At 69.0% G+C, this 24,341-nt stretch carries 27 protein-coding genes and 2 pseudogenes; 14 read left to right on the forward strand and 15 right to left on the reverse strand.

What is annotated here, in order from left to right:
• From AB8Z75_RS10350 to AB8Z75_RS10360, 3 genes are all read right to left on the reverse strand, one after another.
• Positions 1–209, reverse strand: a 209-nt coding sequence (locus AB8Z75_RS10350; protein ID WP_369201146.1) for a hypothetical protein, incomplete at its 3' end; no start/stop codon positions are given.
• A 13-nt stretch (positions 210–222) separates the two neighbouring features.
• A complete protein-coding gene (locus AB8Z75_RS10355) occupies positions 223–966 on the reverse strand; it encodes an amino acid ABC transporter ATP-binding protein (RefSeq protein WP_369201175.1) in 744 nt (247 codons plus the stop codon).
• Positions 967–1,113: 147 nt separating this feature from the next.
• Positions 1,114–1,554: a DUF6278 family protein gene (locus tag AB8Z75_RS10360; RefSeq protein ID WP_369201147.1), complete on the reverse strand. Its 441-nt coding sequence runs from the start codon at positions 1,552–1,554 to the stop codon at positions 1,114–1,116.
• Between the two features lie 176 nt (positions 1,555–1,730).
• Between AB8Z75_RS10360 and AB8Z75_RS10365 the strand changes: the two genes are divergently transcribed.
• Complete coding sequence (locus AB8Z75_RS10365) at positions 1,731–3,581, forward strand: SGNH/GDSL hydrolase family protein (protein ID WP_369201148.1); 1,851 nt, start codon at positions 1,731–1,733, stop codon at positions 3,579–3,581.
• A gap of 97 nt (positions 3,582–3,678) precedes the next feature.
• On the opposite strand, the gene AB8Z75_RS10370 is transcribed toward AB8Z75_RS10365, so the two are convergent.
• The 5 genes from AB8Z75_RS10370 to AB8Z75_RS10390 form a co-directional block, all read right to left on the reverse strand.
• Complete coding sequence (locus tag AB8Z75_RS10370) at positions 3,679–4,458, reverse strand: exodeoxyribonuclease III (RefSeq protein WP_369201149.1); 780 nt, start codon at positions 4,456–4,458, stop codon at positions 3,679–3,681.
• A 46-nt stretch (positions 4,459–4,504) separates the two neighbouring features.
• Entirely contained in the window at positions 4,505–5,182 is a 678-nt protein-coding gene (locus AB8Z75_RS10375) for an MBL fold metallo-hydrolase (protein ID WP_369201150.1), read from the reverse strand.
• A 5-nt stretch (positions 5,183–5,187) separates the two neighbouring features.
• Positions 5,188–6,486 (reverse strand): 4-carboxymuconolactone decarboxylase, encoded by a 1,299-nt coding sequence (gene pcaC, locus AB8Z75_RS10380; protein WP_369201153.1) that lies wholly within the window; start codon positions 6,484–6,486, stop codon positions 5,188–5,190.
• Between the two features lie 476 nt (positions 6,487–6,962).
• Positions 6,963–7,346, reverse strand: a complete 384-nt coding sequence (locus tag AB8Z75_RS10385; RefSeq protein WP_369201155.1) for an SDR family NAD(P)-dependent oxidoreductase — start codon at positions 7,344–7,346, stop codon at positions 6,963–6,965.
• Positions 7,343–7,696, reverse strand: a complete 354-nt coding sequence (locus tag AB8Z75_RS10390) for a hypothetical protein (RefSeq protein WP_369201156.1) — start codon at positions 7,694–7,696, stop codon at positions 7,343–7,345. Before AB8Z75_RS10390 ends, AB8Z75_RS10385 begins: the two co-directional genes overlap by 4 nt.
• A gap of 58 nt (positions 7,697–7,754) precedes the next feature.
• Between AB8Z75_RS10390 and AB8Z75_RS10395 the strand changes: the two genes are divergently transcribed.
• A complete protein-coding gene (locus tag AB8Z75_RS10395; RefSeq protein WP_369201158.1) occupies positions 7,755–8,639 on the forward strand; it encodes a LysR family transcriptional regulator in 885 nt (294 codons plus the stop codon).
• Here AB8Z75_RS10395 and AB8Z75_RS10400 read toward each other — a convergent pair.
• Positions 8,605–8,841 (reverse strand): annotated as a pseudogene (locus AB8Z75_RS10400) (IS481 family transposase); the annotation flags it as partial. The gene AB8Z75_RS10395 and the pseudogene AB8Z75_RS10400 overlap by 35 nt on opposite strands.
• A 64-nt stretch (positions 8,842–8,905) precedes the next feature.
• On the reverse strand, positions 8,906–9,661 hold the full coding sequence (locus tag AB8Z75_RS10405; protein ID WP_369201159.1) for a DeoR/GlpR family DNA-binding transcription regulator: 756 nt from the start codon (positions 9,659–9,661) through the stop codon (positions 8,906–8,908).
• Between the two features lie 251 nt (positions 9,662–9,912).
• Here AB8Z75_RS10405 and AB8Z75_RS10410 point away from each other — a divergent pair, with 251 nt between their 5' ends.
• The 4 genes from AB8Z75_RS10410 to AB8Z75_RS10425 all read left to right on the forward strand — a co-directional run bounded on the left by AB8Z75_RS10410 (position 9,913) and on the right by AB8Z75_RS10425 (position 14,709).
• Positions 9,913–10,980, forward strand: coding sequence for a 2-keto-3-deoxygluconate permease (locus AB8Z75_RS10410; RefSeq protein ID WP_369201160.1), 1,068 nt, complete (start codon positions 9,913–9,915; stop codon positions 10,978–10,980).
• Between the two features lie 35 nt (positions 10,981–11,015).
• Positions 11,016–12,281: a RuBisCO large subunit C-terminal-like domain-containing protein gene (locus AB8Z75_RS10415; RefSeq protein WP_369201161.1), complete on the forward strand. Its 1,266-nt coding sequence runs from the start codon at positions 11,016–11,018 to the stop codon at positions 12,279–12,281.
• Position 12,282: 1 nt separating this feature from the next.
• Positions 12,283–13,587 (forward strand): four-carbon acid sugar kinase family protein, encoded by a 1,305-nt coding sequence (locus AB8Z75_RS10420; RefSeq protein ID WP_369201163.1) that lies wholly within the window; start codon positions 12,283–12,285, stop codon positions 13,585–13,587.
• A 69-nt stretch (positions 13,588–13,656) separates the two neighbouring features.
• On the forward strand, positions 13,657–14,709 hold the full coding sequence (locus AB8Z75_RS10425) for an alcohol dehydrogenase catalytic domain-containing protein (protein WP_369201164.1): 1,053 nt from the start codon (positions 13,657–13,659) through the stop codon (positions 14,707–14,709).
• 315 nt (positions 14,710–15,024) lie between these two features.
• On the opposite strand, the gene AB8Z75_RS10430 is transcribed toward AB8Z75_RS10425, so the two are convergent.
• Positions 15,025–15,864: an SDR family oxidoreductase gene (locus tag AB8Z75_RS10430; protein ID WP_369201166.1), complete on the reverse strand. Its 840-nt coding sequence runs from the start codon at positions 15,862–15,864 to the stop codon at positions 15,025–15,027.
• A gap of 94 nt (positions 15,865–15,958) precedes the next feature.
• Here AB8Z75_RS10430 and AB8Z75_RS10435 point away from each other — a divergent pair, with 94 nt between their 5' ends.
• The 6 genes and pseudogenes from AB8Z75_RS10435 to AB8Z75_RS10460 form a co-directional block, all read left to right on the forward strand.
• Positions 15,959–16,330 (forward strand): winged helix-turn-helix transcriptional regulator, encoded by a 372-nt coding sequence (locus AB8Z75_RS10435; RefSeq protein WP_369201167.1) that lies wholly within the window; start codon positions 15,959–15,961, stop codon positions 16,328–16,330.
• Positions 16,331–16,537: 207 nt separating this feature from the next.
• Entirely contained in the window at positions 16,538–16,750 is a 213-nt protein-coding gene (locus AB8Z75_RS10440) for a hypothetical protein (protein ID WP_369201176.1), read from the forward strand.
• 335 nt (positions 16,751–17,085) lie between these two features.
• Positions 17,086–17,775, forward strand: a complete 690-nt coding sequence (locus tag AB8Z75_RS10445) for a hypothetical protein (protein WP_369201168.1) — start codon at positions 17,086–17,088, stop codon at positions 17,773–17,775.
• Positions 17,776–17,787: 12 nt separating this feature from the next.
• Entirely contained in the window at positions 17,788–18,435 is a 648-nt protein-coding gene (locus tag AB8Z75_RS10450) for a hypothetical protein (protein WP_369201169.1), read from the forward strand.
• A 1,217-nt stretch (positions 18,436–19,652) separates the two neighbouring features.
• Positions 19,653–20,477 (forward strand): MBL fold metallo-hydrolase, encoded by an 825-nt coding sequence (locus AB8Z75_RS10455; RefSeq protein ID WP_369201170.1) that lies wholly within the window; start codon positions 19,653–19,655, stop codon positions 20,475–20,477.
• 172 nt (positions 20,478–20,649) lie between these two features.
• Positions 20,650–20,961: pseudogene (locus AB8Z75_RS10460) on the forward strand (transposase family protein); the annotation flags it as partial.
• A 237-nt stretch (positions 20,962–21,198) separates the two neighbouring features.
• Here AB8Z75_RS10460 and AB8Z75_RS10465 read toward each other — a convergent pair.
• Genes AB8Z75_RS10465 through AB8Z75_RS10475 form a run of 3 tightly spaced genes read right to left on the reverse strand, consistent with a single transcriptional unit; the run spans position 21,199 to position 22,835 of the window.
• Positions 21,199–21,426, reverse strand: coding sequence for an integrase core domain-containing protein (locus AB8Z75_RS10465; protein WP_369201177.1), 228 nt, complete (start codon positions 21,424–21,426; stop codon positions 21,199–21,201).
• A complete protein-coding gene (locus AB8Z75_RS10470) occupies positions 21,350–21,925 on the reverse strand; it encodes a hypothetical protein (protein ID WP_369201178.1) in 576 nt (191 codons plus the stop codon). The genes AB8Z75_RS10465 and AB8Z75_RS10470 overlap by 77 nt, the downstream gene beginning before the upstream one ends.
• Before the next feature lie 28 nt (positions 21,926–21,953).
• Positions 21,954–22,835 (reverse strand): SDR family oxidoreductase, encoded by an 882-nt coding sequence (locus AB8Z75_RS10475; protein WP_369201171.1) that lies wholly within the window; start codon positions 22,833–22,835, stop codon positions 21,954–21,956.
• Positions 22,836–22,880: 45 nt separating this feature from the next.
• Between AB8Z75_RS10475 and AB8Z75_RS10480 the strand changes: the two genes are divergently transcribed.
• Positions 22,881–23,255, forward strand: coding sequence for a MerR family transcriptional regulator (locus AB8Z75_RS10480; protein WP_369201172.1), 375 nt, complete (start codon positions 22,881–22,883; stop codon positions 23,253–23,255).
• A gap of 72 nt (positions 23,256–23,327) precedes the next feature.
• Here AB8Z75_RS10480 and AB8Z75_RS10485 read toward each other — a convergent pair whose 3' ends face one another.
• Positions 23,328–23,690 carry a VOC family protein gene (locus tag AB8Z75_RS10485; RefSeq protein ID WP_369201173.1) on the reverse strand — a complete coding sequence of 121 codons (363 nt, stop codon included), beginning with the start codon at positions 23,688–23,690 and terminating at the stop codon, positions 23,328–23,330.
• Between the two features lie 125 nt (positions 23,691–23,815).
• Here AB8Z75_RS10485 and AB8Z75_RS10490 point away from each other — a divergent pair.
• Positions 23,816–24,341 (forward strand): winged helix-turn-helix domain-containing protein (locus AB8Z75_RS10490; RefSeq protein WP_369201174.1); only part of this gene is annotated, 526 nt, incomplete at its 3' end.

Raw genomic sequence — 24,341 nt, forward strand, 5'->3', positions numbered from 1 at the left:
GTGAAGAACTCCTCCGGGGTGCGGTCCTCGACGATCTGTCCGTCGGCCATGAACGGGGTGACGGCGCCGAGGACGCGGCACCAGCGCGGGCCCCCGCGCGGACCCCCGCGCGGGCCCGGGTGCCTGCCAGGGCGCGGGCGGAGGTGCGGGCGCGCGGGTGGGTGCGGGAGCGGGCCGCGGCGCCGGAAGACGGGGGTGTGCGCAGGCACGAGGGGCCGCCTCTCAGTGCTTGAGGATCTTGGAGAGGAAGTCCTTGGCGCGCTCGCTGCGCGGCGCGGTGAAGAACTCCTCCGGGGTGCGGTCCTCGACGATCTGTCCGTCGGCCATGAACACCACGCGGTTGGCGGCCGAGCGGGCGAACCCCATCTCGTGGGTGACGACGACCATCGTCATGCCCTCCCGGGCCAGCTGCTGCATGACCTCCAGCACCTCGCTGATCATCTCCGGGTCGAGCGCGGAGGTCGGCTCGTCGAACAGCAGCGCCTGGGGCTCCATGGCCAGGGCCCGGGCGATGGCCACCCGCTGCTGCTGGCCGCCGGAGAGCTGGGCCGGGTACTTCCGCGCGTGTTCGAGCAAGCCGACCCGGTGCAGGAGTTCGCGGGCGCGGTGCTCGGCCTCGTCCCTCTTCCTGCCGCGCACCTTGACGGGGGCGAGCGCCACGTTGGCCAGCACCGTCTTGTGCGCGAAGAGGTTGAAGGACTGGAACACCATGCCGACTTCGGTGCGCAGCCTGGCCAGCTCCCTGCCCTCCGCCGGGAGGGGGCGGCCCGCCAGGGTGATGGTGCCGGAACCGACGGTCTCCAGGCGGTTGATGGTGCGGCACAGCGTGGACTTGCCCGAGCCGGAGGGGCCGATCACGACCACGACCTCACCGCGGCCCACGGTGAGGTCGATGTCCTTGAGCACGTGCAGTGTGCCGTAGTGCTTGTTGACCCCACGCAGCTCGATCAGCGGTTCCAGAGGCAGCGATTCCATAGGGAAGGGAAACTATCGGGCTGAATGGGTCACTACCGGGATGACACGCAGTAAGGGTTTACAACAGGGAGGGTGGCCTCTCGCGTCTCGTCCCTCCCGATGCCGGGCCCTCCAGCGGAGGGTCCCGGCGGCGGCCGGTCAGTCCTCGCTGACCTCCGCGTACGCCTGGGACAGCTCGGGCGAACCCGTCTCCGCCCAGGTGGCGCCCTCCGCGAGCACGTCGACCTCCCGTCCGGACGGGAGCCGCACCACCGGCTGCCCGTCGGGCCAGCGCACCCAGCGGGCGCCCGGCACCGAACGCACCATCACCGTTCCCAGGTAGAGCCCCGCGTCGGCACCCAGCCAGGGGGTGACCTCCGGGTCGTCGCGCCAGTGCGGCAGAAGCTGGTCAAGCGCGCTCAACGACTCGACCGTGTCGTCCAGTTCGACCCCGGCGGCGCCCGCCTGTTCGCGCAGCAGTTCGCATTCGGACAGAAGCTGCGCCGCGCTCGTCTGGTCGCCCGACAGCTCGTCCGTCGCCGCCGCCCCTTCGGCATCCGGGTGGGGCTTGCGCCAGTTGTCCAGAAAGGGGAAGTGCATGCCTGACAGCGTGGCATTCTCACGGCCCCGGGCACCATAGGCGCGCGGTGCGACGAGCCCACCCGGTTGGGCCGAAGGACACCTTGACGCCGCGTCAGGGCCTCCCTAACTTCACCCCGCCTCGGTCGAATCCGAAGTGCACACCACGCTGCTGGAGTCCCACGAGAGGGCAACACGTGCGCAGACGTACCTGGATCAGATCCCTCACCGTCCTGCTCGCCGCCGCGACCGCCACGGCACCGGCGCTGACCGCCACCGCGACAGCACAGACCCCCGCCACGGCGGACCGGGCCGCCGCACCGGCCAAGCGACCGCTCCCCCTGGAAAAGCTCTACGACAACCGCGCCGTCAGCGACGACGCCAAACCGGACGCCGCCGACTTCGACGGCGCCGGCCGCTCCCTGTCCGCGCAGGATCTCAAGGCCGCCGGATGGTCCCCCGGGGCCCGGCTCGACCTGGATGCCGCGCCGTTGCGCTGGCCCGACCGCGCCCCGGGCCGCCCGGACAACGTACGCGCCGACGGCCAGCGGGTACGGGTCGAAGGCCGCGGCAACGCGCTCTCCTTCCTGGTGGCCGCCACCTCGCCGCACGGCCCCGGCGACACCGTCAGCGGCGAAGGCACCCTCCACTACCGGGACGGCTCCCGCAGCCACTACACCCTCACGGCCGGCGACTGGCGCGGCGGCCCCCTCGCCACCAAAGCCGTCGCACTCCCCCACCTCAACACCCGGCAGGGCGACCAGGTGGGCGAAAAGGCCAGGATCTACGCCGTGACGGTGCCCCTCGAACGTGGCCGCACCCTCGCCTCCGTCACCCTTCCCAAGGACCCGGGCACCGGCGCCGACCTGCACGTCTTCGACATCGCCCCCCGCCCCGAGAGCACCGGATGGACCGGCACCTGGGCCGCGAGCACCGGCGGCTACACCGGGGTCGGGCTGTGGCAGGACCAGACACTGCGGCTGGTCGTCCACACCTCGGTCGGCGGGCCGAAGGCCCGCATCAGGCTGGAGAACACCTTCGCGGCCCAGCCCGTACGCATCGGCCACGCCTCCCTCGCCGTCCAGCAGGACGGTGCCACGGCGAAGGGCCGGCCCGTACCGCTGACCTTCGACGGCGGACGCGCCGGAACCCGCATCCCCGCGGGCGCCCGCGCCGTCAGCGACCCCGTCGGATTCGACGTTCCCCAGGACTCGAACCTGCTGGTCAGCATCCACCTGCCGGAGCCGGTCAGCGCCGCGCCCGTACACAGCAAGGCCCTCCAGCGCTCCTACCTGAGCGAAGGCGGCAGCGGAAACCGAACCGGCGACACCGCCGGCGGCGCCTTCACCCGCTCCCTGTCGATGTGGCCCTTCCTGACGGGCGTCGACGTCCAGGGCGGCCCCGGCTCCATCGTCGCCCTCGGCGACTCCATCACCGACGGCGTCCGCTCCACACAAGGCGCCAACCGGCGCTGGCCCGACGTGCTGGCCGACCGGCTGCTGCACCAGCACGACCAGAACGCGGTGCCGCGCCTCGGCGTCCTCAACCACGGCATCTCCGCGAACCGCGTCGCCAGCGACCGCTACCCGGGCGACGGCATCAGCACCGACACGGCGGGCGTGAGCGCCCAGCACCGCCTGGAGCGGGACGTCCTCGCCCAGACCAACGCGCGCACGGTCGTGCTGTTCGAAGGCATCAACGACGTGCGGTGGGGCGCCACCGCCGAGGAAGTCATCACCGGAATGCGGGCCATCGCCTCCCGCGCCCGCGCGCGGGGGCTGCGGGTCGTCGCCGCCACGATCACGCCCTGTGAGGGCTACAAGGACTGCACGGCGGATGTCGACGCACGGCGCCAGAAGGTGAACGCCTTCGTGCGGGAGAGCGGCGGCTACTTCGACGCCGTGCTCGACTTCGACAAGGTCGTGAGGGACCCCGGGCATCCCGCGCGGATGCTCCCCGCGTACGACTCGGGGGACCATCTGCACCCCGGTGACGCGGGACTGAAGGCCCTCGGCGAGTCGATCGACCTCCGGGCCCTCACGGGGTGAGACCCCGCCCCTCCCCCGGGGGCCSCTCCCCCGGGGCCCCGCCTCCGGAAAGAGGGGGCGGAGCCCCGGCGGGAGCGGCGGCCGGACCGGAGCGCCCCTACAGGTCGAGGTCGACCACCACGGGCGCGTGGTCCGAGGCGCCCTTGCCCTTGCGCGCCTCACGGTCCACGTACGCGTCGGAGACCCCGGTCACGAACGCCTCGTTCCCGTACACGAGATCAATCCGCATGCCCCGGTTCTTGGGAAAGCACAACTGCCGGTAATCCCAGTAGGTGAAGGGCACGTCGTACTTGAGCGGCCGGGGGTAGACATCCGAGACCCCCGCGGCCTCCAGCGCGGCGAGCGCCTCGCGCTCCCGGGAGGTCACGTGGGTGGAGGCCTCGAACTGCGCGATGTCGTGGACATCCTCGTCGGTCGGCGCGATGTTGAAATCGCCGAGGACCGCGAAGGGCGTCGAGGCGGAGGCGAACTTCTCCGCCGTGTCCCGCAGCGCCGCGAGCCACTGCAGCTTGTACTCGTAGTGGGGGTGACCGATCTCACGCCCGTTGGGCACGTAGAGGGACCACACCCGTACGCCGCCGCAGGTGGCGGCCGCGGCGCGGGCCTCGACGGTGCCCTCCCACTCGGGCGCGCCGGGCAGGCTGAGGGCCGGGTCCTCGATACCGACACGGGAGAGGACCGCGACCCCGTTCCACCGGCCCTGGGCGCTGACGACCGACTCGTATCCGAGCGCGCGCAGCTCCTGCTGCGGGAAGGCGTCGTCGGACACCTTGAGCTCCTGCAGGCAGAGCACGTCGGGCTGAGCCGTCTCCAGCCACTGGGTGAGGCGCGGCAGGCGGGCTGTTATCGAATTGACGTTCCAGGTGGCGATACGCATGCAGACTCCGTCGGGGCTACGGGGGTGCTCCCCCGGAGAATGCAGGCTACCGCGCCAGTGAGACACGCTCCCCGGGATCGAGGTGAGCGTGGGCCGCGCCACCCGTTCCGGGCCCGCCCGCGCCCAGCATCCGCCCGAAGAGGGCGAGGCCGTTGTCGTTGAGGAGCCCGTCGTGGATGTCGTAGACCTGCGTCGGGCCGACGGCGCGGACGTAGTCGAGAACCTCGGAGTACTTGTTCCAGGGGGCGTGCACCGGCAGCAGGAGCGTGTGCACCGGGCGCGCGGGAACGGTGAGCGCGTCGCCGGGATGGAAGACCAGGCCGTCCACGACGAAGCCGATGTTGGTGACCCGGGGGATGTCGGGGTGGATGACGGCGTGCAGCTCGCCGTGGACCTCGATCCGGAAGCCCGCGGCCTCGAAGGTGTCCCCGTGGCCCACGGCGTGGACGCGCCCGGGGAAGGCACCGGAGATCTGGTCGGCGACGCTGCGCAGCGTCCAGATCTGAGCCTCCGGATTGTCCTCCATGGCGGCCCGCAGCCGCAGCTCGTCGAAGTGGTCGGGGTGCTCGTGGGTGACCAGCAGCGCGTCGGCGCCGAGTGCGGCCTCCTGCTCGCTGAAGCCACCCGGGTCGATGACGAGGGTGCGTCCCTCCTTGTGCAGGCGGACGCAGGCGTGGCCCTGCTTGGTGAGTCCCAGCGGGGCGTCGTTCGTGTCGATTCCCATGGGCCTCATTCTCCTTCGACGGGAGCGCCCGCGTCCCGGCGATCCTCCGGCGTGGTCTCCTCGCGGATGACGCGCTGTGCGACGGCGAAGGCCGAGTTGGCCGCGGGCACACCGCAGTAGACGGCCGTCTGGAGGAGCACTTCCTTGATCTCGTCGGGGGTCAGCCCGTTGCGCAGCGCGGCACGGGTGTGGAAGCCGAGCTCGTCAAGGTGGCCGCGGGCCACCAGGGCGGTGAGGGTGATCACCGAGCGGGTGCGGCGGTCGATGCCGGTCCGCGTCCACACCTCGCCCCAGGCGTAGCGGGTCACGAAGTGCTGGAAGTCGTCCGTGAAGGCGTCGGAGTTCTCCGTCGCGCGGTCGACGTGCGCGTCGCCGAGCACCTCGCGGCGGACCTTCATGCCCGCGTCGTAGGCATCGGTGCGCGCCGCGGCGGCCTGCGCGGACTCCAGCTCGGCCACGGCCGAGGCCTGCGGCGGCACGGGCGAGATGACGGGAGCGGGCGCGGGCGGCCCCGCCGCCGACTCCTGCCAGGTGGTGGTGAAGTGCCGGATGAGCAGGTCGGTGACGGCGCCGGGCTGCTCGACGGGCGTCAGGTGGGAGGCGCCGGGCACGATGGCCAGTCGCGCGTCGGGGATGCCGGCGACCAGCGCACGGGCCTCGGCGGGCGGGGTGACCTGGTCCTCGGCCCCGGCGACGACGAGCGTGCCGACGCCTATCCGGTCCAGGGACGCCTTCGCGTCGAAGGAGGCCAGCGCCTCGCAGGCGGCGATGTAGCAGCCGGGGTCGGTGGTGCGCACCATCTGGACGGCCCACTCGACGATGGCCGGCTGCGCGGCGGCGAAGGTGGAGGTGAACCAGTGTTCCGGTGTGGTGCGGGCGATCGGATCGAGCCCGTTCGTGCGGATGACGACGCCGCGCTGCCGCCAGCTGTCGGGGGTGGCGAAGCGCGGCGAGGAGGAGATCAGCGCCAGCGAGGTGACCCGCTGGGGCGCGCGCAGAGCGAGCTGGACGCCGATCGCGCCGCCGAGGGCGCAGCCCGCGTAGCCGAAGCGCTCGATGCCCAGCGTGTCGAGGGTGGCCAGCAGCCGCTCGGCGAAGGCGTCGGCGGAGTCGGCCGAGTAGGCCGGCGAACCGCCGTGTCCCGGCAGGTCGAAGCGGAGCACCCGCCAGTTCCGGGTGAGCTCCGGGATCTGCCGGTCCCACATGTGCCATGTGGTACCGAGCGCCGGGCCAAGGACAAGTAGGGGGGCGTGTTCTGGCCCGTCAAGGCGGTGCTGCAGGGTCTTCGCGGTCGTGTAGCTCACCCGCTCACGCTCCCATATCTCGCAGAATCTCACGTCAGAGGGGTTTGGGCCTCCACGAGTCCGCCCCAAGCTTCCGCCGCCGGGCGCAGATCCTCCACGTCCGGCCGCACGTACCGCGTCTTCGCCGTCCCGACGTTCGTGTGACCCGCCCACCGGGCGAGGATGTGATCCGGCGCGCGCTTATTGGCAAGCCAAGTCACGCACGAAGCCAGGCACGAAGTCAGGGACGCGGCCCGGGTATCGTACAGACGTACGCGACCGAGGCCACCTCGCCACATGGCACACCTCCGCCGGACGGAGCCCCATCAGGGAGAGCAGGAGAGGCGCGAAGTACCGCCTGCGGTCCTGGTCGCGGGCAGCGGCAACGAACACCCGCACCTCGCCCGGGGTCTCCCGGGGTCCACGGCACCACGTCTTCCTTCCTCTTCCGCTCAGCCTTCCGCGCCTTCCGAGGGAGGTGGAGCTCCGATGCGACATCAACGGCCACCATGCGGCGCGTCTTCGCGCGCTCCAACGCTTCCTTCAGTCGGCCAGAGACCAAAGGCATGTCTACCGAAGCGGCTCGGGTGGTCGCGGACGATCCGGGCGAGCTCGTTGTTGAAGTCGCGGGCCGGATTGACCGCATCGGCCGGCTTGTAGGGCTGCACCCCGGGTGGGTTCAGGCTGAGTAGGGCCGTGTCCTGCCCGGCTGCGTCCATGGCAGCCAGGCGGGCGGCGAGGTCAAGGAGCTGGGCACGGGTGGGGTCCAGGTCGAGTACAGCGACCGCGGCTCCGCGCCGGGCGAACTCGGGCGCGGCGGCGTGCCCGATTCCGCTGCCGGCACCGGTGACCAGACCGGCCTTGCCGGCGTAGCTGCTCACGCCAGCGGCTCGTGGTTGGCCCAGACCACCTTGTACGGGTGGCGGCCCTGCCAGCGCTTGATGAGGTCGACTGCCCCGGGCATGGTGAAGGTTGCGTTCAGGGCATCGAGGTCGGTCAGGCTCAGTTGCAGGATGGCGCTGGCGGTGGCCACCGGGGCGTGGTCGTCGCCCGGGACGCGGATGTGGTGCCGGGCCGCGACCGACTCGACCAGACCGGAGCCTGTCACGAGCTCCTCGAACTCCTTGAGGTACTGGTCCAGCTCACTCGCGGGAATCGGATTGTCGAACGCGACGATCATCGTGTGGTGGATCATGCCTCCACAGAACAGGCGTTTTTCGCGCTCGTCCAAGATCTATCCGTTCTCATTCAATGCCTGACGGGAATGGATCAGCCGATAGTCTTTCGGCATGGCCGAGCTGGAGACCCGCGAGCTGGAGTACTTCGTCGCCGTGGCCGAGGAACTGCACTTCGGTCGCGCCGCGGCCTGCCTGGCGATCGCGCAGCCGGCCCTGTCCAAAGCGATCCGACGCCTGGAGTCCCGGCTCGGAGTGAAGCTGCTGGAGCGCTCCAGCAGGCACGTCGCCCTCACCCCCGCCGGCGAGGCACTCCTGCACCATGGCCGGCACGCACTCAACGCTGTCAGCGCGGCTGCCGAGAAGGTCCGCCGGGCCGGTGATCAGCAGGCCCGCCTGCGCCTGGTGATCAAACCCGGCGGTGACGCAAACCTGCTGTCCGGCATCTTGGCCGCCTACGCCGGCCAGCCCGACGCCCGCCAGGTGGACATCCTCTTCGGCGGAGCCACCGACCGCGCCGATTACGTCCGCGACGGCCGCGCCGATGTTGCCCTGCTATACGCGCCGTTCGACGACATGACCGGCCTGGACCACGAAACCCTGCTGGTCGAAGGGCGTGTCGCGATCCTGCCGCCGGGCCACCGGCTCGCCTCTCGCGCACAGGTCACTCTCGCCGACCTCGCCCGGGAAACACTGCCACGCTGGAAAGGCGTGCGCTGGACCGGAGCACCCGAGGCCGGGCCGGGGCCCGAGATCACGGACGCAGCCGAAGCCCTGCACATGATCAGGCTGGGACGCACCATCGCGATCTTGCCCCGCTCGCTGGCCCAGCCCATGCACCCCGACCTCGTCTACCGGCCCGTGACCGATGCCCCCAACAGCGAACTCGTCCTCGCATGGTCGCAGAATGACCGCCGCCGCTTGGTCGCCTCCTTCATCACCGCCGCTGTGGCTGCTTCAGAGAGGGTGTGCGGTGGGTGCCGCCGTCGGGGTCGGTGAAGCGGCGGCGGTGCAGCCCGAACTGGTGCAGGGGGCGGACGACGGTGCGGCGGCTGATCGCCGTGCCGTCAGCTGGCAACTCGTAGGCGATGCGGGCCGCTGGCCATGTGTACTCGCGGCGCATCGACTCGATGCGGGCCACGGTCTGGCCCGATGTCCGTGTGGGCTGGTGCTGTGGAGTGCTGGGGCGGTCGTGCAGGCCCGAGGTCTCCGTGGCGGCCAAGGGTGCCTGGAGACGGGTCTTCCGAGGAGAGGACACCTCCCGCTCAGGGGGCGACGACGACCTCCGAGATCGCTGCCGCCAGGTCGGCGGGGGGCGTCCGGTCGGTGACGAGCGTGTCGATGACCGACAGGTCTCCGAGAGCCATTGCCTTCTTGCGGTCGAACTTGCTGTGGTCGGCCGCGACCAGGACACGGTCGGCGCGATCCGCGAGCGTGCGCCGCACCTCGACCTCGGCCGGGTCGAAGTAGGTGACGCCCCGGTCGACCGACAGACCGCCGCAGCCGAGGATCAGCAGATCCAGGTGGACCCGGGGCCGTTCCTGCGCGGCGGTGGGGGCGACCAGGCTGAGCTCGGGTGTCATGAGCCCGCCGAGCACCAGCACGCGGCTTCGTGTTTCGCGGAGTTCGAATGCCGCATGGATCGAGTTGGTGATCACCGTCAGATCGCTGCGGTGGGCCAGCTGCGCCGCGACGGCGGAGCAGGTGGTGCCGGTGTCGATGCCGACTGCGGCCCCCGGCCCGACCAGATTCGCCACGGCGCGCGCGATCCTCGTCTTCTCCGGCGTCCTCGTCGACGAGCGGGAGCCGTAGGCGGGGGCTCTGCGGGGCACCGCGCCGCCGTGCACACGGTCCAGCAGTCCTGCCTGGTCGAGTTCGGCAAGGTCTCGACGGATCGTCATGCCGGACACGCCGAAGCGCTCCGCGAGCTCGTTGACATCGACCTGCCGACGCTCTTGCAGCGCCCGGAGGATGTCCCTCTGCCGGGAGTTGTGCACCGTTCCCACCTCGTCCTGAGCCACGCCCGTAACGCTATCCGGCTCCCTTCCTCCTGCGCCGCGGAAGGCGGCCGGCCCAGCGGCTACCCCCCAACAGCTTCTGTTCACATGAACATTACCCCACTTCCCCTACCTCCCAGGCGCCGCAATAGCGGACACATGTAGCGGTCGAGGCCCAGAGCAGTCCCCGTGGACACCCATTGACCTGCCGTCTTCCCACGGCTACGGTCCCCCTCACCTGATGTTCATTCGCACATCGCGGTTCGGAGGTCCCCGTGGCTGTGCCCATCAAAGCCTGCGTCGAGAAGGTTCCCGGCGGGCTGATGCTCGTCCCAATGCTCGTCGGAGCCCTGGTGCACACCACCGCACCGGGCTCCGGAGAGTTCTTCGGCTCCTTCACCGGAGCTCTGTTCACGGGCCTGCCGGCCATCCTGGCGGTCTTCTACGTGTGTCTGGGCTCGACCCTGGACGTCAAGGCGACGCCGTACATCGCGAAAAAGGGCGGCGTGCTGCTGGGGACGAAGATCCTCTTCGCGCTGGTCGTCGGCGTCCTCATGGGGCACTTCCTGGGTGAGTCACCGGTCAGCGGCGGCGCGTTCGCGGGTCTGTCCACACTGGCCGTCGTAGCGGCGCTGAACGACACCAACGGCGGCCTCTACATGTCGCTGATGGCCCAGTTCGGCCGCAAGCGCGACGTCGGCGCCTACAGCGTCATGAGTCTGGAGTCCGGTCCCTTCCTCACCATGGTCACTCTCGGCGTCGCGGGGCTGTCCGCCTTCCCCTGGCAGACCCTCGTGGGGGCGATCCTGCCGCTGGCGTTCGGGATGCTCCTGGGCAACCTCGATCCCGAGCTGCGCCGGTTCCTGGCTCCCGCGGTCCCCGCGCTCGTCCCGTTCCTCGGGCTGTCGCTGGGGCTCACCCTCAACCTGACCGCGGTCTGGGAGGCAGGGCTGCTGGGCGTCGCCCTGGGGCTGTTCGTGGTGCTGGTCGGCGGCGCGGCCCTGCTGCTGGCGGACAAGGCGAGCGGTGGCGACGGCATCGCGGGCCTCGCCGCGGCGACAACGGCGGGCAACGCGGCCGTCGTTCCGTCGATCGTGGCGTCCGCCAACCCCGTCTACGCGCCGGCCGCCCAGTCCGCGACCGTGCTCATCGCCTCGTCCGTGGTGGTGACCTCCCTCCTGTGCCCGCTGATCACCGCCCTGTGGGCCCGCAGACTCCCGCGGAACCCCCCGGCGGCGCGGGAGACCTCCGGACCGGTGCCTGACGAGGGGCCACTGCACGCCGCGCATGACGCACCACCCGGCACCGACCGGCTCTCCGGTGCACAGCACGACAACAAGTGACAGCACAGAAACACCGGTTGAGAACGGAGAAGCACGTGCGTGACCAGCGGGTCGTGCGTTGCACGTACTACCTGGAGTCAGAGATCGCCCCGGAGCGGGCCGCCTCGGCCATGGCCGGAGAGCAGTCCAGCGGAACATTCGTCGCGGTCCCCGGAGAGTCGCCCCGCATCCGCGAGCGCCATGCCGCACGGGTCGCCGACGTGCAGAACCTGGGCCTACGCAGCCCTTCGCTGCCGTCGCGCACCCGCCCCGACGCGGTGCGGGCCGCCCTCGCGGTGGTGGAGTTCCCAATGGAGAACATCGGAACCGACCTGGCCACCCTGCAGACCACCGTGGCGGGCAACCTTTTCGAGCTGGGCGAGCTGTTCGCCTGCCGGCTGCAGGACATCGAGCTCCCGGACGAGTTCGTCGCGGCCCACCGGGGCCCGGCCTTCGGAATCCCGGGCACCCGCAAGCTGATGGGTGATGTCGAGGGCGCCATGATCGGCACCATCGTCAAGCCGAACGTCGGCATGGTCGAGGACGAGTTCCGCCAGGTCGTCCGCGAGCTGGCCAGGGCCTCCATCGACCTGATCAAGGACGACGAGCTGATGACCGACCCTGCCTACCTCCCGCTGGAGCGCCGGGTGGCCGTCGCCACCGAGGAGATCCGCGAGGCCGAACAGACCACCGGCCACCCCACCATGTACGCCTTCAACATCACGGGAGACCTCGCCGGGCTGCGCCGGCGCCACGACATGGTGGTCGAGGCCGGCGGCCGGTGCGTGATGCTCAACGTACCGGTCATGGGGCTGCCCGCACTGGCCTGGCTGCGGGAGTTCTCCGCGGTGCCGGTGCACGGGCACCGGGCGGGCCTCGCCGGGTCGATGCGCGCGCCCGCACTGGGCATGTCCTACCGGGTGTGGCAGCAGCTCGCCCGGCTGGCGGGGGCCGACCACCTGCATGTCAGCGGGCTCGGCAGCAAGTTCTACGAGACCGACGACGAGGTAGCCGCCAACGTGCGCAGCCTGTTCGAACCCCTGGGCGACTCCCTGGGACCGGTGCCCACCCTGTCGTCCGGGCAGAACGTCACCACCGCCGCCCCGACCTACGCCGCGGTGGGCTCGACGGACCTGCTGATGCTGGCCGGGGGCGGCGTGGCCGCACACCCCGACGGCCCGGCCGCCGGTGTGCACAGCCTGCGGGCGGCCTGGGCCGCCGCCGTCGGCGGTGTACCGCTGGAATCGGCCGCGCATGCGGCCGCGGAAGCCGGAGACCCCGCCTTGCTGCACGCCGGGCGCACGTTCGGAGGCCTGGCCTGACATGTCGTACGTCAGTTTCGTCGCCGACGATCTCACCGGGGCCAGCGACGTACTCGCACAGGCCCACCGCTACGGCCTCGACGCCGTGCTCCTGGTCGGAGACTCCAGTCGACCGGTCCCCGCCGACTGCGACGTCGTGGGCATCGCCGGGCCGTCCCGCTCGCTCGGCGGAGCCGACTTCGACGCGTTGGTCCGCGCCCAGCTGGAACAGGTCGCCACGGCCGACGCGGATGTGCTGCTCTACAAGGTCTGCTCCACATGTGACAGTTCGCCCTCGCGGGGGAGCATCGGCCGGGGCATCGAGCTGCTCCATGAGCGGTTTCCCGACCACGGACCGATCGCCGTCGCACCGGCACAGCCGGACTTCGGCCGCTACACCGCCTTCAGCAACCACTTCGCCGGCCACTCCGGCCGCGTGCACCGCCTCGACCGCCATCCGGTGATGGCGCACCACCCGTCGACACCCATGCACGAGGCCGACCTGCGCCGGGTACTGGCCGCGCAGTTGCGGACCGGAGACGCGCCCGAAGCCATCCATCTGCCGTCCCACGCCGACGGGTCCTTCACCGAACAGTGGCAGGCCCACCGTCACGGCAGCCGGGCCGCGTTCGTCGTGGACGCCGCCGAGGACGGCCATCTGGACACCGTCGCACGGGCGTTGCGCAAGGAAGCCGCCCGGCGGCGGCCGGCCATCGCGGTGGGTTCCGGAGGCATCATGGCCGCGCTCGCCCGCACCGCCACCGACCGGTCCCCCCGGGCCGGCACCGTGCCACCCCCGTCCGGGCCGGTGCTGGCGGTCAGTGCCTCGGCGTCCAGCACGACCGCGGCGCAGATCGCCGACGCAGTGGCCCACGGCTGGGCCGAGATCGCCGTACCCGCCCGGCTGCTCACCGGACAAGCCCCGTCCCTGGCGGGCGAACTGGAGAAGACGGTGGCGGCCTTGCTCGCGGACGGCCGGAACGTCATCGCGCACACCACGCGGGGAACACAGGACCCCCGCTACGCAGGGACCGGCCCGGTCGACGCCGCCTCCGTTGGTGAACTCCTGGGCACGCTGGCCGGGAACATGGCCGCCAAGGGCCTCACCCGGGACCTCGCCGTGTTCGGCGGTGACACCTCCAGCCACGCGCTGCTCACCATGGGGGTCGGCGAGCTGCGGGTGTCGTCCCAGTTCGTCACCGCGGCGCCGATCTGCCACACGGACAGCGGGGCGGCGGTGGCCGGCTGCCGCCTGCTGCTGAAGGGCGGTCAGGTCGGCCCCACCGACATCCTCCAGCGCTTCGCACAGCCGACTCCTCCGGCCTGACCTGCCCGAACCTCGGGGCCGACGGGCGCTCCCGCCTTTCACACACCAGCATTGAAGGAGCAACACCTCATGAGGGCAGCCATCAAGGAATCCGCGGACCGGGGAGTCACGTACGTCACCGACGCACCCGAGCCGAAGGCGGGCGACGGCGCGGTCGTCATCGAGATCGCCGCGGCGTCCCTGTGCGGGACCGATCGCGAGTGCTACGAGTGGTCCCCCGCCGCGCAGGCGTTCAACCTGGGGCTCCCCGTCGTCCTCGGTCACGAGGGGGCCGGAACGGTCGTCGAGGTCGGCCCCGGCGTCGACACCCTGCGCGTCGGCGACCGCGTCGCCCTGGAAAGCCACCTGCCATGCGGCCGGTGCTTCACGTGCCGGACCGGGGATTCCCACACTTGTGAGCACACTCAGATCCTCGGCATGCACTTCAACGGGGTGTTCGCCGAGCGCGTCGCGGCACCGGCGAGCATCTGCGTGCCGCTGCCGGACTCGGTCTCGCTGGAGACCGGTGCCCTGCTGGAGTCCGCGGGGGTCGCGGTGCACGCCGTGCAGCGGGCCGGGTACGCCGGATACTCGGTCGCCGGGCGCGGCGTCCTGGTCAGCGGCGCCGGGCCGGTGGGGATGGTGGTCGCCCGCCTGGCGTCCCTCCTGGGGGCCGCCTACGTGATCGTGATCGAGCCGAACCCGTTCCGCCGTGCCGAGGCCGAGCGGCTCGGAGTGATCGCGATGGAGCCCGGCGACGAGGTACTCGAGCGCGCCCGTGAGCTGAGTGGCCACCGCGGCGGCGCCGACGTGGCCTTCGAGTGCTCGGGGGCGGCTGCCGCGCTGCCGCCGCTGTTCGAGGCCGTGCGCCGGGAGGGCACTGTCGTGACGGTCGGGCACCCGGGCCGGGCGGTGGAGATCGACGTGGCCGCCCAGATCAACAAGCGGGGCATCACGCTGCGGGGCATCTTCGGCCGTCGCCTGTGGGAGACCTGGGAACAGACCCTGTTCCTGCTCGACTCGGGCCGCCTGGACCTCGACTGGCTGATCACGCACCGGCTGCGGATGGACCAGGTCGACGACGCCATCGGCCTGCTCACGCGTGACGCCTGCAAGGTCCTGCTGGTTCCGGGGCTGGGCTGATCCTGCAGAGGGGCCGCGCACGGGGCCGCCTGCCCTCCCCGTGCGCGGTCTGCCGCCGGCCCGAGGACCGAGAGCCCGGTCCAGACCATGCGCATGGTCGTCGCCCGTTCCATCGCCCCGGCCCACGCACCAGCGGAGAATGCTGCGGCGACGGCAAGCTGGGCCCCCGCATCGTCATGAGCGCGCGGACCGGGGCAGGCCGCGTGCGACGAGGTGCTTCTGGAGGGCAGCCGCGTCGGTGGTGGGGGTGCAGGGCACCCCCACAAACGACACCCCCCAACGAAGCACTACGAGTACCGCCCGGCGCCGCCGGTCTCAGCGAAACGCGGTGACGTTGCGGGCGGCCCAGTCGGCGAAGGGGCGCGGGGCGCGGCCGAGGACGCGCTCGATGTCCGGGCTGACGCGAAGTTCGGCCGGGTTCGGATTGCCGACGATGTCCAGAGTGTCGTCGGCCAGTTCCGCCGGCATGTTCTGGGCCATGGCGGCCCTGGCCTCGTCGCGGGTCAACTCGTGGAAGGCCACGGGCGAGCCCAGCGCTGCCGCGAGGGCCTCCGTCTGCCCGCGCGGAGTGATCACCTCGGGGCCGGTCAGCTCGTACGCGCCGCCGGTGTAGCGGTCCTCCAGCAGGCAGGCCGCCGCCACCTCGGCGATGTCCGCCGGGTCAACGACCGGTACTCCGACGTCGCCGAAGGGCGCCGCGACGACCCGTCGCGCGCGGATGGACTCGGCCCACCACAGGGCGTTGGAGGCGAAGCCGCCCGGCCGCAGCACGGCCCACTCCAGGCCGGACTCGCGCACCGTGTCCTCCAGCTTGCGCATCGCGATCCGCGTCGCTCCGAAGGGCCTGGTCACCACGCCGAGCGTGGAGAGCAGGACGATGCGGCGGACCCCGCTGTCCGCGGCCTCGCCGATGATGTCGGCGGGGTTGGCACCGACGGCGTGCAGATCGCCGGAGAGCAGCAGGAACAGCGACTTCGCCCCCGCCAGCGCGGGCCGCAGACCGGCCGGGTCGGCGAGGTCGGCCACCCGGTGGCGGACGCCGTCCGGCACCGCCGCCGGGTGGCGGGAAACCGCCGTCACCTGCTCGCCCGCCTCCGCCAGCGCCCGCGTCAACGGCCGGCCGATGTTCCCGGTCGCCCCAGTCACCACGATCATGTTCAGCTCCTTGTACGGATGTGCTCTGAGGGCGATCACGCTAGGAGCGGAAGCTCACTTCTAGTAAGGGCATACCTGGAGGTAAGCTCATGTCATGGCAGAAGGCGTGCAGCGTAGAGGGGTCGAGACCGGCGAGCGGTATGACGTGTTTCACACCGACTGCCTGGCGCGCGACATGGTCGACCACGTGACCAGCAGGTGGGGCGTCTGGGTGCTGATCTCCCTGCGGCGCAACGACCTCCGGTTCTACGAGCTGCGCGAGAGCATCCAGGGCATCAGCGAGAAGATGCTGGCCCAGACCCTGCGCGCACTGGTCGAGCACGGCCTGATCTGGCGGAAGGTCGAGCCCACGACGCCACCGCAGGTCACGTACGGGCTGACCGAGTTCGGCCGGGACGTCGGCGAGCCACTGACGGAGCTGTTCGACCGGATCACCCAGCGGCTGTCGGCGCTCGACACCGCCTAGTAATGCTTCGTTATGTGGTCTTGTCGTGGTGGGTGACTGGTAGTTCGCTGGCTGTAGAGAGGCTGGGGAGCTTACGGCGGTGAGGGTTCGGCTGGAGGAGTGCGCCTCGGAGGTGCTCGTGCCGTTGATGCACCGGGACCAGCGGGCGAAGGGTGTCTCGTAGCTGCGGGGCTGCTGCTGGACGGCCGGAGGAAACCGATGCAGCCGATGCAGCCGAAGGCTGATCGACTGGGGGTCGGTCACCAGCAGTTGCGGCAGTGCATGACGTCTTCGACCTGGCCGGTCGAGCGGGTGCGGGCCCGGCTGGCGCGACCAGCGGTGGCAGTGGCAGTGGCAGTGGCAGTCCGCAAACGCACGCCGAGCGCAAGGCCGCCGTGTTTGTTTCCTTGGGCGTATGCGTGGTGGCTGTGGCTGGCGTAGTCACTGTCAAGGCCGTCGTCGATATATCCACACACGGGCTGGATCAAGCCTCGCAGGACTCCTCCCTCCATCTACGGTGGGGAACGGTCGGGCTCGGAGCGGGAGGAGCCCTCGGGGGCATATGGCGACAAGGCATCCGTAGTAGCCGAATAACCGAGGAGTTGCCCGTGGGGCGGCGGCGGCATACCCGAGGCCGAGGCTGAGGCCGACACGGCGCCCGGCCTGCCCCCTTGTCAACCGGACCGAGGGCCGACTGGACCGGGCCGACTGGCCGGCACGGTGGGCCTGGACACCTGTGCTCTACCGGGTGTTGTGAATCCGGGATACTGCTGAGAGTGCACGAAGGTCACGCAGCAGACGAGGAAGCCAAGCTGGCGTACCCGACCATGCGTCAGGCAGCGCTCAGCCAGGCCCGCTATCGGGGGCTGGAGAAGTCCGGCCTGAAGCCGGAGGCCGATGTCCGCCGTGTCGTCTGGTGGCGCGTACGGGGACTGTGGCGGGCGGGACAGCTCCTGCCATTGTTGGGAGTTCTCGGGCTCGATGCCTTGGCCATCGAGACGGCGTGGGAGGCGCCCGGCAGAACTCCTGTCTGGGCTGTCGTTGCGCTGCCTGTCCTCACTTTACTGTGGCTCGGCGTTGCTGCCAGGGGATGTCTGCGGGCCTGGCGCATGGCCCGAACCGCCCGGCAGACGCCGAACACACGCATGCGCTACCTCCTCTTGCACAGCTACACGTCAGACGCTCCTTGGCTCGTTCTCTTCCCGGACGCGGCCCACTCGGAAAAGCCAGAGACGGATCCGCCTGTCGGCGCACTTCCGCTGTCCTACGGGCCGCTCCGTGACCGCTTCCGCGGGCTTCCGACACCGACAGGAACTGCTGAACTCAGCGGCTGCTTGGAGCCCGGAAGCGTCGTCATCCCATGGGTACAAAACCAGCCTCTCTGGCCCACCCACGGGTATCGACCGATAGACCTCAATGACCAACAACACTTCCGTTCCATGAACAATCTCGTGCGTCCCGAATGACAAACGCTCATCATGACCAACTCGTCATGCTGCGAGAGGGAGCAAGAGGATGAGGAGAAGAAGGAGGCAGAGCCTGCCGACTCGTGGGGCGGAGCCAAAATGAAAGTGACACCGAACATAGCGAAGCGTCGTCCCGGTGTGACCGTGCTGCAGCGCCGCAGTGCCTTGGTTGGGGCATGGGGAAGCGCCTGTTTCTTCGGCATCATGGGAGCCGTTGCCGCTCTCCTGGGACACGACAAATCACCAATGACAGATGTACTGCTCATGGAATCTGCGATCCTGGCGTTCGCGAGAGTGAGCTGGCGCGCTCTGGGCCGGGCCCGCATTGAGCTGCATCGAAAGGAACTGTGCGTCGTAGGACTGGCTAATCGCTACCGTGTTCCGCTGGTCTCCGTAGGTACTCTCGAGGTTGACCATGGTCTGGAGATCGTCACGATTTCTGGCGAAATCATTCCTGTACTCGCCTTTTCTGGGTCCCTGCTCGACCGCGGCCGAACTGTACGCGCCGCGGCCGCTCACATCCGCCGCGCACTCCCTCGAAATAACGCGCAAGGCAACGGCACACCTCCTGTTGTACGCACTATCGATTTCGCCTGGGCGGACCTCGCGTTGCTCCCCTTCGGCCTTGCCGCGGTTCCCACCCTCCTCGGCCTCTTTTGAAGACCGGCACAGTTGGCGTGTGGCACTACTTTTACAATCCGCATCACAGTTGCTCAGGAGAAGACAGATGGGGAGACACGGTAAAGACTCGAAGTACGTTGTAGACCTGACGAAAGACAGGGCTACGGTTCTGCGGGAGTGGAAACTCGGCCCATGGGAGCGTGTTGCCTACGGTGGCACCGCAGCTATACTTTTCACTCTATCCCTTGCTAGTTCTATTGCACTCCTGGAACAGTGGGCTCATGCAAGTCCCCTGTCTGTAGGGATCCCGTGCTGCACTTTCATCGGTGGGATGTTCTTTCTGTGTTTCACCGTCCGAGCCACAATTGCACTGACGACTGACGCGATTCTCGTTCGGAATCTGGCCGGCTGGCGGCGCATTCCACTGGAACACGTCACATCAGTGCGGCCCGGTTACTATGGCACTGCGATCTCCTACACACCAGGGAAAGTTTGGTTCGCACTGGCTTCCCAGAAGTCGAATCTCTCAAGCTGGTTAAACCATCAAACACGCGCAGATGAAATCGCCGAAGTATTGAGGTCGGAATCCGTGAGAGCTACGGAACCGCCGAGGTGAAGTAGTGCCACCGCCAGCATCTCGGCTTCATCACCGAACGACGACGCGCCACCAGGGGATGCTGGGGCTTGAGATCCCAGCACGGGCGCCACTGACGCACGTGTTACTGTTCGCCCGTCCACAGGGAAGCGGTCACAGCCCGGCGAAGCCCATCACCCCTGGTACGCAGCGCGGGAGGGCGTTATGGGTCGGTCTGCAGAGATCTTCTGGATAGTCGCCTTGTTGATCTTCTCGACCGGAGGTTGGCTGGTCGCAATTAATTTCCGGGATTCGGCTTACCGACTGTTCGACTTTTATGCGAAAAACACCCTTGTCGGAGCTGCGACACCTCGCAATTTGAGGTTTGTCGGAGCGGTGATTGGTGTTCTGGCAATGACGGGAGCCACTGTAGAGATAGCTGCTCTCATTTAAGCTGCGGACGCAGTACTCTGGAAGAGTGCAAGGTGCGACGGTGAGGCGGACAGTGAGCCTCTTTCAACCTGACATGCCATCTCCGGGGCCTCAGATGACGCGGGTTCGCCCCTGAAGAAGCCTCCGTGGACGGTCTCGCCGCAGAGTCGCCATCACGCGCCCCCGTCCGGTCGTGTTGATGTTCGCCAGACCCTCTGACAGGGTGCGGACATCAAACGGGGAGGGACCCATGCTGAAGCAAGTCGCCGAGGGTGTGCTGATCCACCAGAGTGAGCTGCTCGAGAACAACACCGTTGTCGTGCAGGGCAGTGACGGCGTGCTACTCGTGGACGCCGGGATTACCGGTGCCGAAATGACCTGCCTGGCGAACGACCTTCGAGAGCTGGGCCGGCCCGTGGTGGCAGGGTTCTCGACGCATCCTGATTGGGATCACGTGCTCTGGCACGCCGAACTCGGCGAAGCGCCTCGTTACGGCACAGCCCGCTGCGCGGACTTCATGCAGGATGTGTTGTCGAACGCGGACTGGAAGGCCGGCGTCGCCGCGGGGCTGCCGTCGGAAATCGCCGAGGACACACCGCTCGACCTGTACGGCCTGATCACTGGTCTGCCCGCTGAAACCGCGCAGCTTCCCTGGGACGGCCCCAAGGTGCGGATCATCGAGCATGCGGCGCATGCCCCGGGCCATGCGGCCCTGTTGATCGAAGAACGCCGAGTTCTCATCGCCGGCGACATGCTCTCCGACGTCTTCGTTCCCATGCTCGACGACACTGTTGACCCGATTGAGGACTACCTGGTCGGGTTGGGGCTGCTCGAGGGCGTAGCGGACGACGTCGATGTCCTCATCCCCGGACATGGGTCCCTCGCCAGGGATGAGGAGGTACGCGCAAGGATCAAACTTGATCGAGCGTACGTGGAGGACCTACGTGACGCCCGGGTGTCCAGTGACCCACGGGTCGTATCACCCAAACCCGGCTGGGAGTGGGCAAGCGACATCCACGAAGGGCAGGCCCGAAACCTCGCCCGACGAAGCAAGCGCGACGAGACGCCTGGCTAGCAAGCTGCTTCCGCCACAAGACGCCCCTGCCAGAGCTTCTTCAAGCTGGCAGCGCTGAACGCGTTGGACTGTCCTGCGCAACGACGAAGCTCGTGGTAGACGGGTTCTCGACCAAGATCACCCGTGTCCGCCAGGAACTTCGGAACATCGGGGCGCGGTGGCGGCGGCTTCCCGTGGCCACGGCATGAACGTCCAGATCCTCACCGATCCGTTCGGACGGCTGCTCTGGGCCTCGCCGGCTCTGCCCGGCTCGACCCACGATCTGACCGCCGCCCGGCAGCACGGGATCATCGACGCCCTCGCCGCAGCGGGCCCCAGGTACTGGGCGGACAAGGCGTACCACCGCAAACACCAACTACCGAAGCCCCCCGAGAAGATACCTGGGCAGGGTCTTCCCGACTTGAAGCGGGGACAATGCACCAATCATCGACTTCACTTTACATGGCCATTTTCCCGTTCTGCCTGGCGGTGGCTGGTTTCATAGTCGCGTGCAACATCCGTGGGATAACAGATCTCCTATACCTTCGCTCCGAGAAGCTGCTCAGTGGGATGTTTGGCGGCATCGGGCCGCGCGGCATGCGAGTTGCAGGAAGTGTGGCTCTCGTTTTTGGGACAGTTGGTTTCTCCGTCGAAGGGGCGGAGATGCTGGGACTGATCTGATCAGCGCGGTACAGGCCTGGCGGCCGGCGCCAGTAGGCCCGGTCCGGGCGGTTTGTTTGGATCAGGCGGTCGTTGGTTTAGATGTGTTGTTGACTGATGCGCGGTGGGCGCGAATCGAGCTGTAGTGGATGCTCCACACGCTGATCGCCGCAGCGCGGGCATATTCGCTTGTGAACTCGCGTGCGTAAAGGACTCCCTCGGTCGAGATGTGCCTACACCGCTCTACCTTTCCGTTGTGGCGAGGGCTGTACGGCTTGGTCTTGTGATGCCGGATCTGTTGGCCGACGATCCGGGCAAAGTCGCCGGATCGATAGCAGGCGCCGTTGTCGGTGACGATTCGGTGGATGTGGTTGATGCCGCGCGCGGCGAACCATACCTTCGCGCGTGAGGAACGCGGCAGCGGTCGCCCCCTTCTCATCGGCAAGGGGGCCAGCGAGCGGTGGGGTCTTACCCGGCTTACGGTTGTTCTCGCCGCCGGAGTCGATGAACCTGCGTTTGCCGAGGCCGAGTCGGTTCAGGTGCCGCGTGACGGTGCGGCGGTTGATGGTGAAGCCGATGTCGGCAAACTCGTGGGTGATCCACTGTGCGGACCACTTGTGCTCGCGCCGCCCGTTCCGAATCCTGTCGGTCACCCACGCGGGCGATGTCTGGCAGCGCTCGATCAGTCGTCGGCGCCCTTCGAAGGACAGCGGAGCGTTGGCGTGCGCCATGGATGCTTCCTGCCGGAAAACGAACGACGACGATCGCCGCCCCAAGGCCCCATGCAGGTCATCGAGCACCTTGGTCATGGCCGGGTGGGGCGTTCCGCGGTTCTCGTCAGTTGAACTCGGCCGCATGGTCGATGGCCCACCTCGCGAAGGTGCCGGCCGGGTGGCCGGCGAGGCGCTCAACATGATCGGTGACGCGATGGGAATCTGGTCGCCACTCCGAGGCGGTGATCAGCGCCTCTACGAGTGGCTCGGGACGACCGTCGGCGAGCATCCGTGTGCGCGCGAGATCAGCGGGAAGTGCCTGGAATCGCAGATCACGCCGGAGTGCAGCACCGAGGTGAGTGACCTGGTCGGCGCGGCTGAGGACCTCGGGGCCTGTCAACATGTGGGGGCCGTCGTCCAGTTGATCGTGACGTGTGAGCAATACGGCTACGGTCGCATCAGCGACATCGCGCTCGTCGACGACGGCTGTGCGTGCCGCCTCTGGGGCCGAGACGACATCGCCCGCCCGCACCTGTTGCACCCAACCACGGGTGTTGGAGGCCAGCGTGTCGCTCCGCAGCACCACGGGTCGCAGGCCGGCATCGTGGAGCAGGGCTTCCATGTCCGCGTGCACTTGAACGATGGGATCGCTTTGACGAGCGGCTTCGTCGTTGATAGCGGTCGAGGACAGGTAGATGACACGCGGCGCCGCCGTGGCGAGTTCTGCGAGCAGGTCGTGGGCAGCGGCGGAATCGAGCAGTGGCCAGATCAGAAAGACTGCGTCGATGCCGATGAGCGCCTCGTGCACGGTACTGGGGTCCGTGAGGTCGCCGACCACCCACTCGACCCCTGGTCGCGGGCCGGCCTGATCGCGTACAAGGCACCGTACGCGCGCGCCGTGGGCTTGGAGACGGTCGACAATCTCTCGGCCGAGGTTGCCCGTAGCGCCGGTGACCAGGATCGATGGACGGTACGGAGAGTTCGCGGGGTTGGTGGTATCAGGCATGATCGTGACGCTATGGGTTCAGGTCGACATGAAGGCAAGGCGCGTGTGGTGATCAGGATCGGGGAAGCAGCCGCAGAGCTCGGCGTTGAGGCTCACGTGCTGCGGCACTGGGAAGACGTTGGTGCCCTCACCGCGCGTCGCGATGGCAACGGCTACCGCATCTACGACGACAGCGCACTGGAACAGGCACGTACCGTGCTGAAACTGCGACGCGTCGGGCTCTCCTTGCCCGAGGTCACTGCCGCCATGGCGCCGAAGAAGTCGGCGGCGCAGGCTGTCGTGAGGGCGAAGATCGCGGCACTTCAGCATGAAGTCGCCCAGCGACAGCAGACAATCACTTTCCTGCAGCACACCGTTGAGTGCCGGCACCGGTACCTCGATGAATGTCCGGAGTGCGTGACCTTCGTCCGCGGAGCCTGAGCCGGACTCCCGTGGGGATGGGTAGCCCCGACGGTGCCCATGCCGCTGTCGTGAACGTCACGTCCCGCAACATCAGACGTGACTATGGACGTTGATGACACTTCCGTCGGGTGCCTGAACAAAGAAGCGCCGGATCCCCCATGGTTCCGTGGTCAAGGGATAGACCACCTGGTACCCCTGGCGCTCGGCTGCGGCGTACGCGGCATCAACATCCTCGACTTCGACCGCCAGTGCCGACTGGGAGGTATGCGGGTCCCATGAGTCTGCGGCGGGGGAGACCACAGTCATCTGCGCCGTCGGGTTACCCGGCGAGGCCACCATCAAGAAGCCCGGCTCGTCCATACGCACGTCCATCCCCAGGAAATCGCTGTAGAAGCTGCGGCTCTCCTCGATGTCCTGGGTGACGACGTTGGGCATGATGCGACGGATCGTCATGCTCGCACTGTAGTCGAGGACCGCTCCAACAACTTGCTCCAACCGAGAGGCCCTGGTTTTGAGCCCACGGCTGGGGGCGCCGGTGGCAGACAGCGCTTGAGGACGCGTGTCACCGCGAAAGGTCCATGCTGACCTACACGGTCCAGGGCGTGCGGAAACTGCTGGTATACACGAACTGGTCCTGCCAGACCCCGACCCGCCGGGCCGTCGAACGCGACGACGACGCGGTCGCCGGGCGGGTCGAGAAGGCGGCCCTGCGCGGAGGCCCTGCGGGGCTTCCCGTCACACGCCGCTCTCGCCTCGGGCAGGCGTGCGGGCCGGGCAGGAAGGGTTCGGCCGTTACTCACGCGCTGACGCTACCGAGCGACGGGCGCGGACGACCGCGCGCGGGTGCCGGAGACACGGCGGGGGACGCGGCGGTGAGGGCGGCGTTCGGGGGTCCAGGGCGCGCGGAAACTGCTGGTATACACGAACTGGTCCTGCCAGACCCCGACCCGCCGGGCCGTCGAACGCGACGCGACGACGACGCGGTCGCCGGGCGGGTCGAGAAGGCGGCCCTGCGCGGAGGCCCTGCGGGGCTTCCCGTCACACGCCGCTCTCGCCTCGGGCAGGCGTGCGGGCCGGGCAGGAAGGGTTCGGCCGTTACTCACG

The sequence above is a fragment of the Streptomyces sp. PU-14G genome (assembly GCF_041028275.1).
In the GTDB taxonomy this organism is placed as follows: Bacteria; Actinomycetota; Actinomycetes; order Streptomycetales; family Streptomycetaceae; genus Streptomyces.

Coding starts and splice junctions, on each gene's coding strand:
- AB8Z75_RS10360 (WP_369201147.1), bottom strand. CDS start 1,554: ATGCACTTCCCCTTTCTGGACAACTGGCGCAAGCCCCACCCGGATGCC.
- AB8Z75_RS10370 (WP_369201149.1), bottom strand. CDS start 4,458: ATGCGTATCGCCACCTGGAACGTCAATTCGATAACAGCCCGCCTGCCG.
- AB8Z75_RS10375 (WP_369201150.1), bottom strand. CDS start 5,182: ATGGGAATCGACACGAACGACGCCCCGCTGGGACTCACCAAGCAGGGC.
- AB8Z75_RS10395 (WP_369201158.1), top strand. CDS start 7,755: ATGGCCGAGCTGGAGACCCGCGAGCTGGAGTACTTCGTCGCCGTGGCC.
- AB8Z75_RS10420 (WP_369201163.1), top strand. CDS start 12,283: ATGTCGTACGTCAGTTTCGTCGCCGACGATCTCACCGGGGCCAGCGAC.
- AB8Z75_RS10425 (WP_369201164.1), top strand. CDS start 13,657: ATGAGGGCAGCCATCAAGGAATCCGCGGACCGGGGAGTCACGTACGTC.
- AB8Z75_RS10430 (WP_369201166.1), bottom strand. CDS start 15,864: ATGATCGTGGTGACTGGGGCGACCGGGAACATCGGCCGGCCGTTGACG.
- AB8Z75_RS10435 (WP_369201167.1), top strand. CDS start 15,959: ATGGCAGAAGGCGTGCAGCGTAGAGGGGTCGAGACCGGCGAGCGGTAT.
- AB8Z75_RS10440 (WP_369201176.1), top strand. CDS start 16,538: ATGCAGCCGAAGGCTGATCGACTGGGGGTCGGTCACCAGCAGTTGCGG.
- AB8Z75_RS10450 (WP_369201169.1), top strand. CDS start 17,788: ATGACCAACTCGTCATGCTGCGAGAGGGAGCAAGAGGATGAGGAGAAG.
- AB8Z75_RS10455 (WP_369201170.1), top strand. CDS start 19,653: ATGCTGAAGCAAGTCGCCGAGGGTGTGCTGATCCACCAGAGTGAGCTG.
- AB8Z75_RS10470 (WP_369201178.1), bottom strand. CDS start 21,925: ATGACCAAGGTGCTCGATGACCTGCATGGGGCCTTGGGGCGGCGATCG.
- AB8Z75_RS10475 (WP_369201171.1), bottom strand. CDS start 22,835: ATGCCTGATACCACCAACCCCGCGAACTCTCCGTACCGTCCATCGATC.
- AB8Z75_RS10485 (WP_369201173.1), bottom strand. CDS start 23,690: ATGACGATCCGTCGCATCATGCCCAACGTCGTCACCCAGGACATCGAG.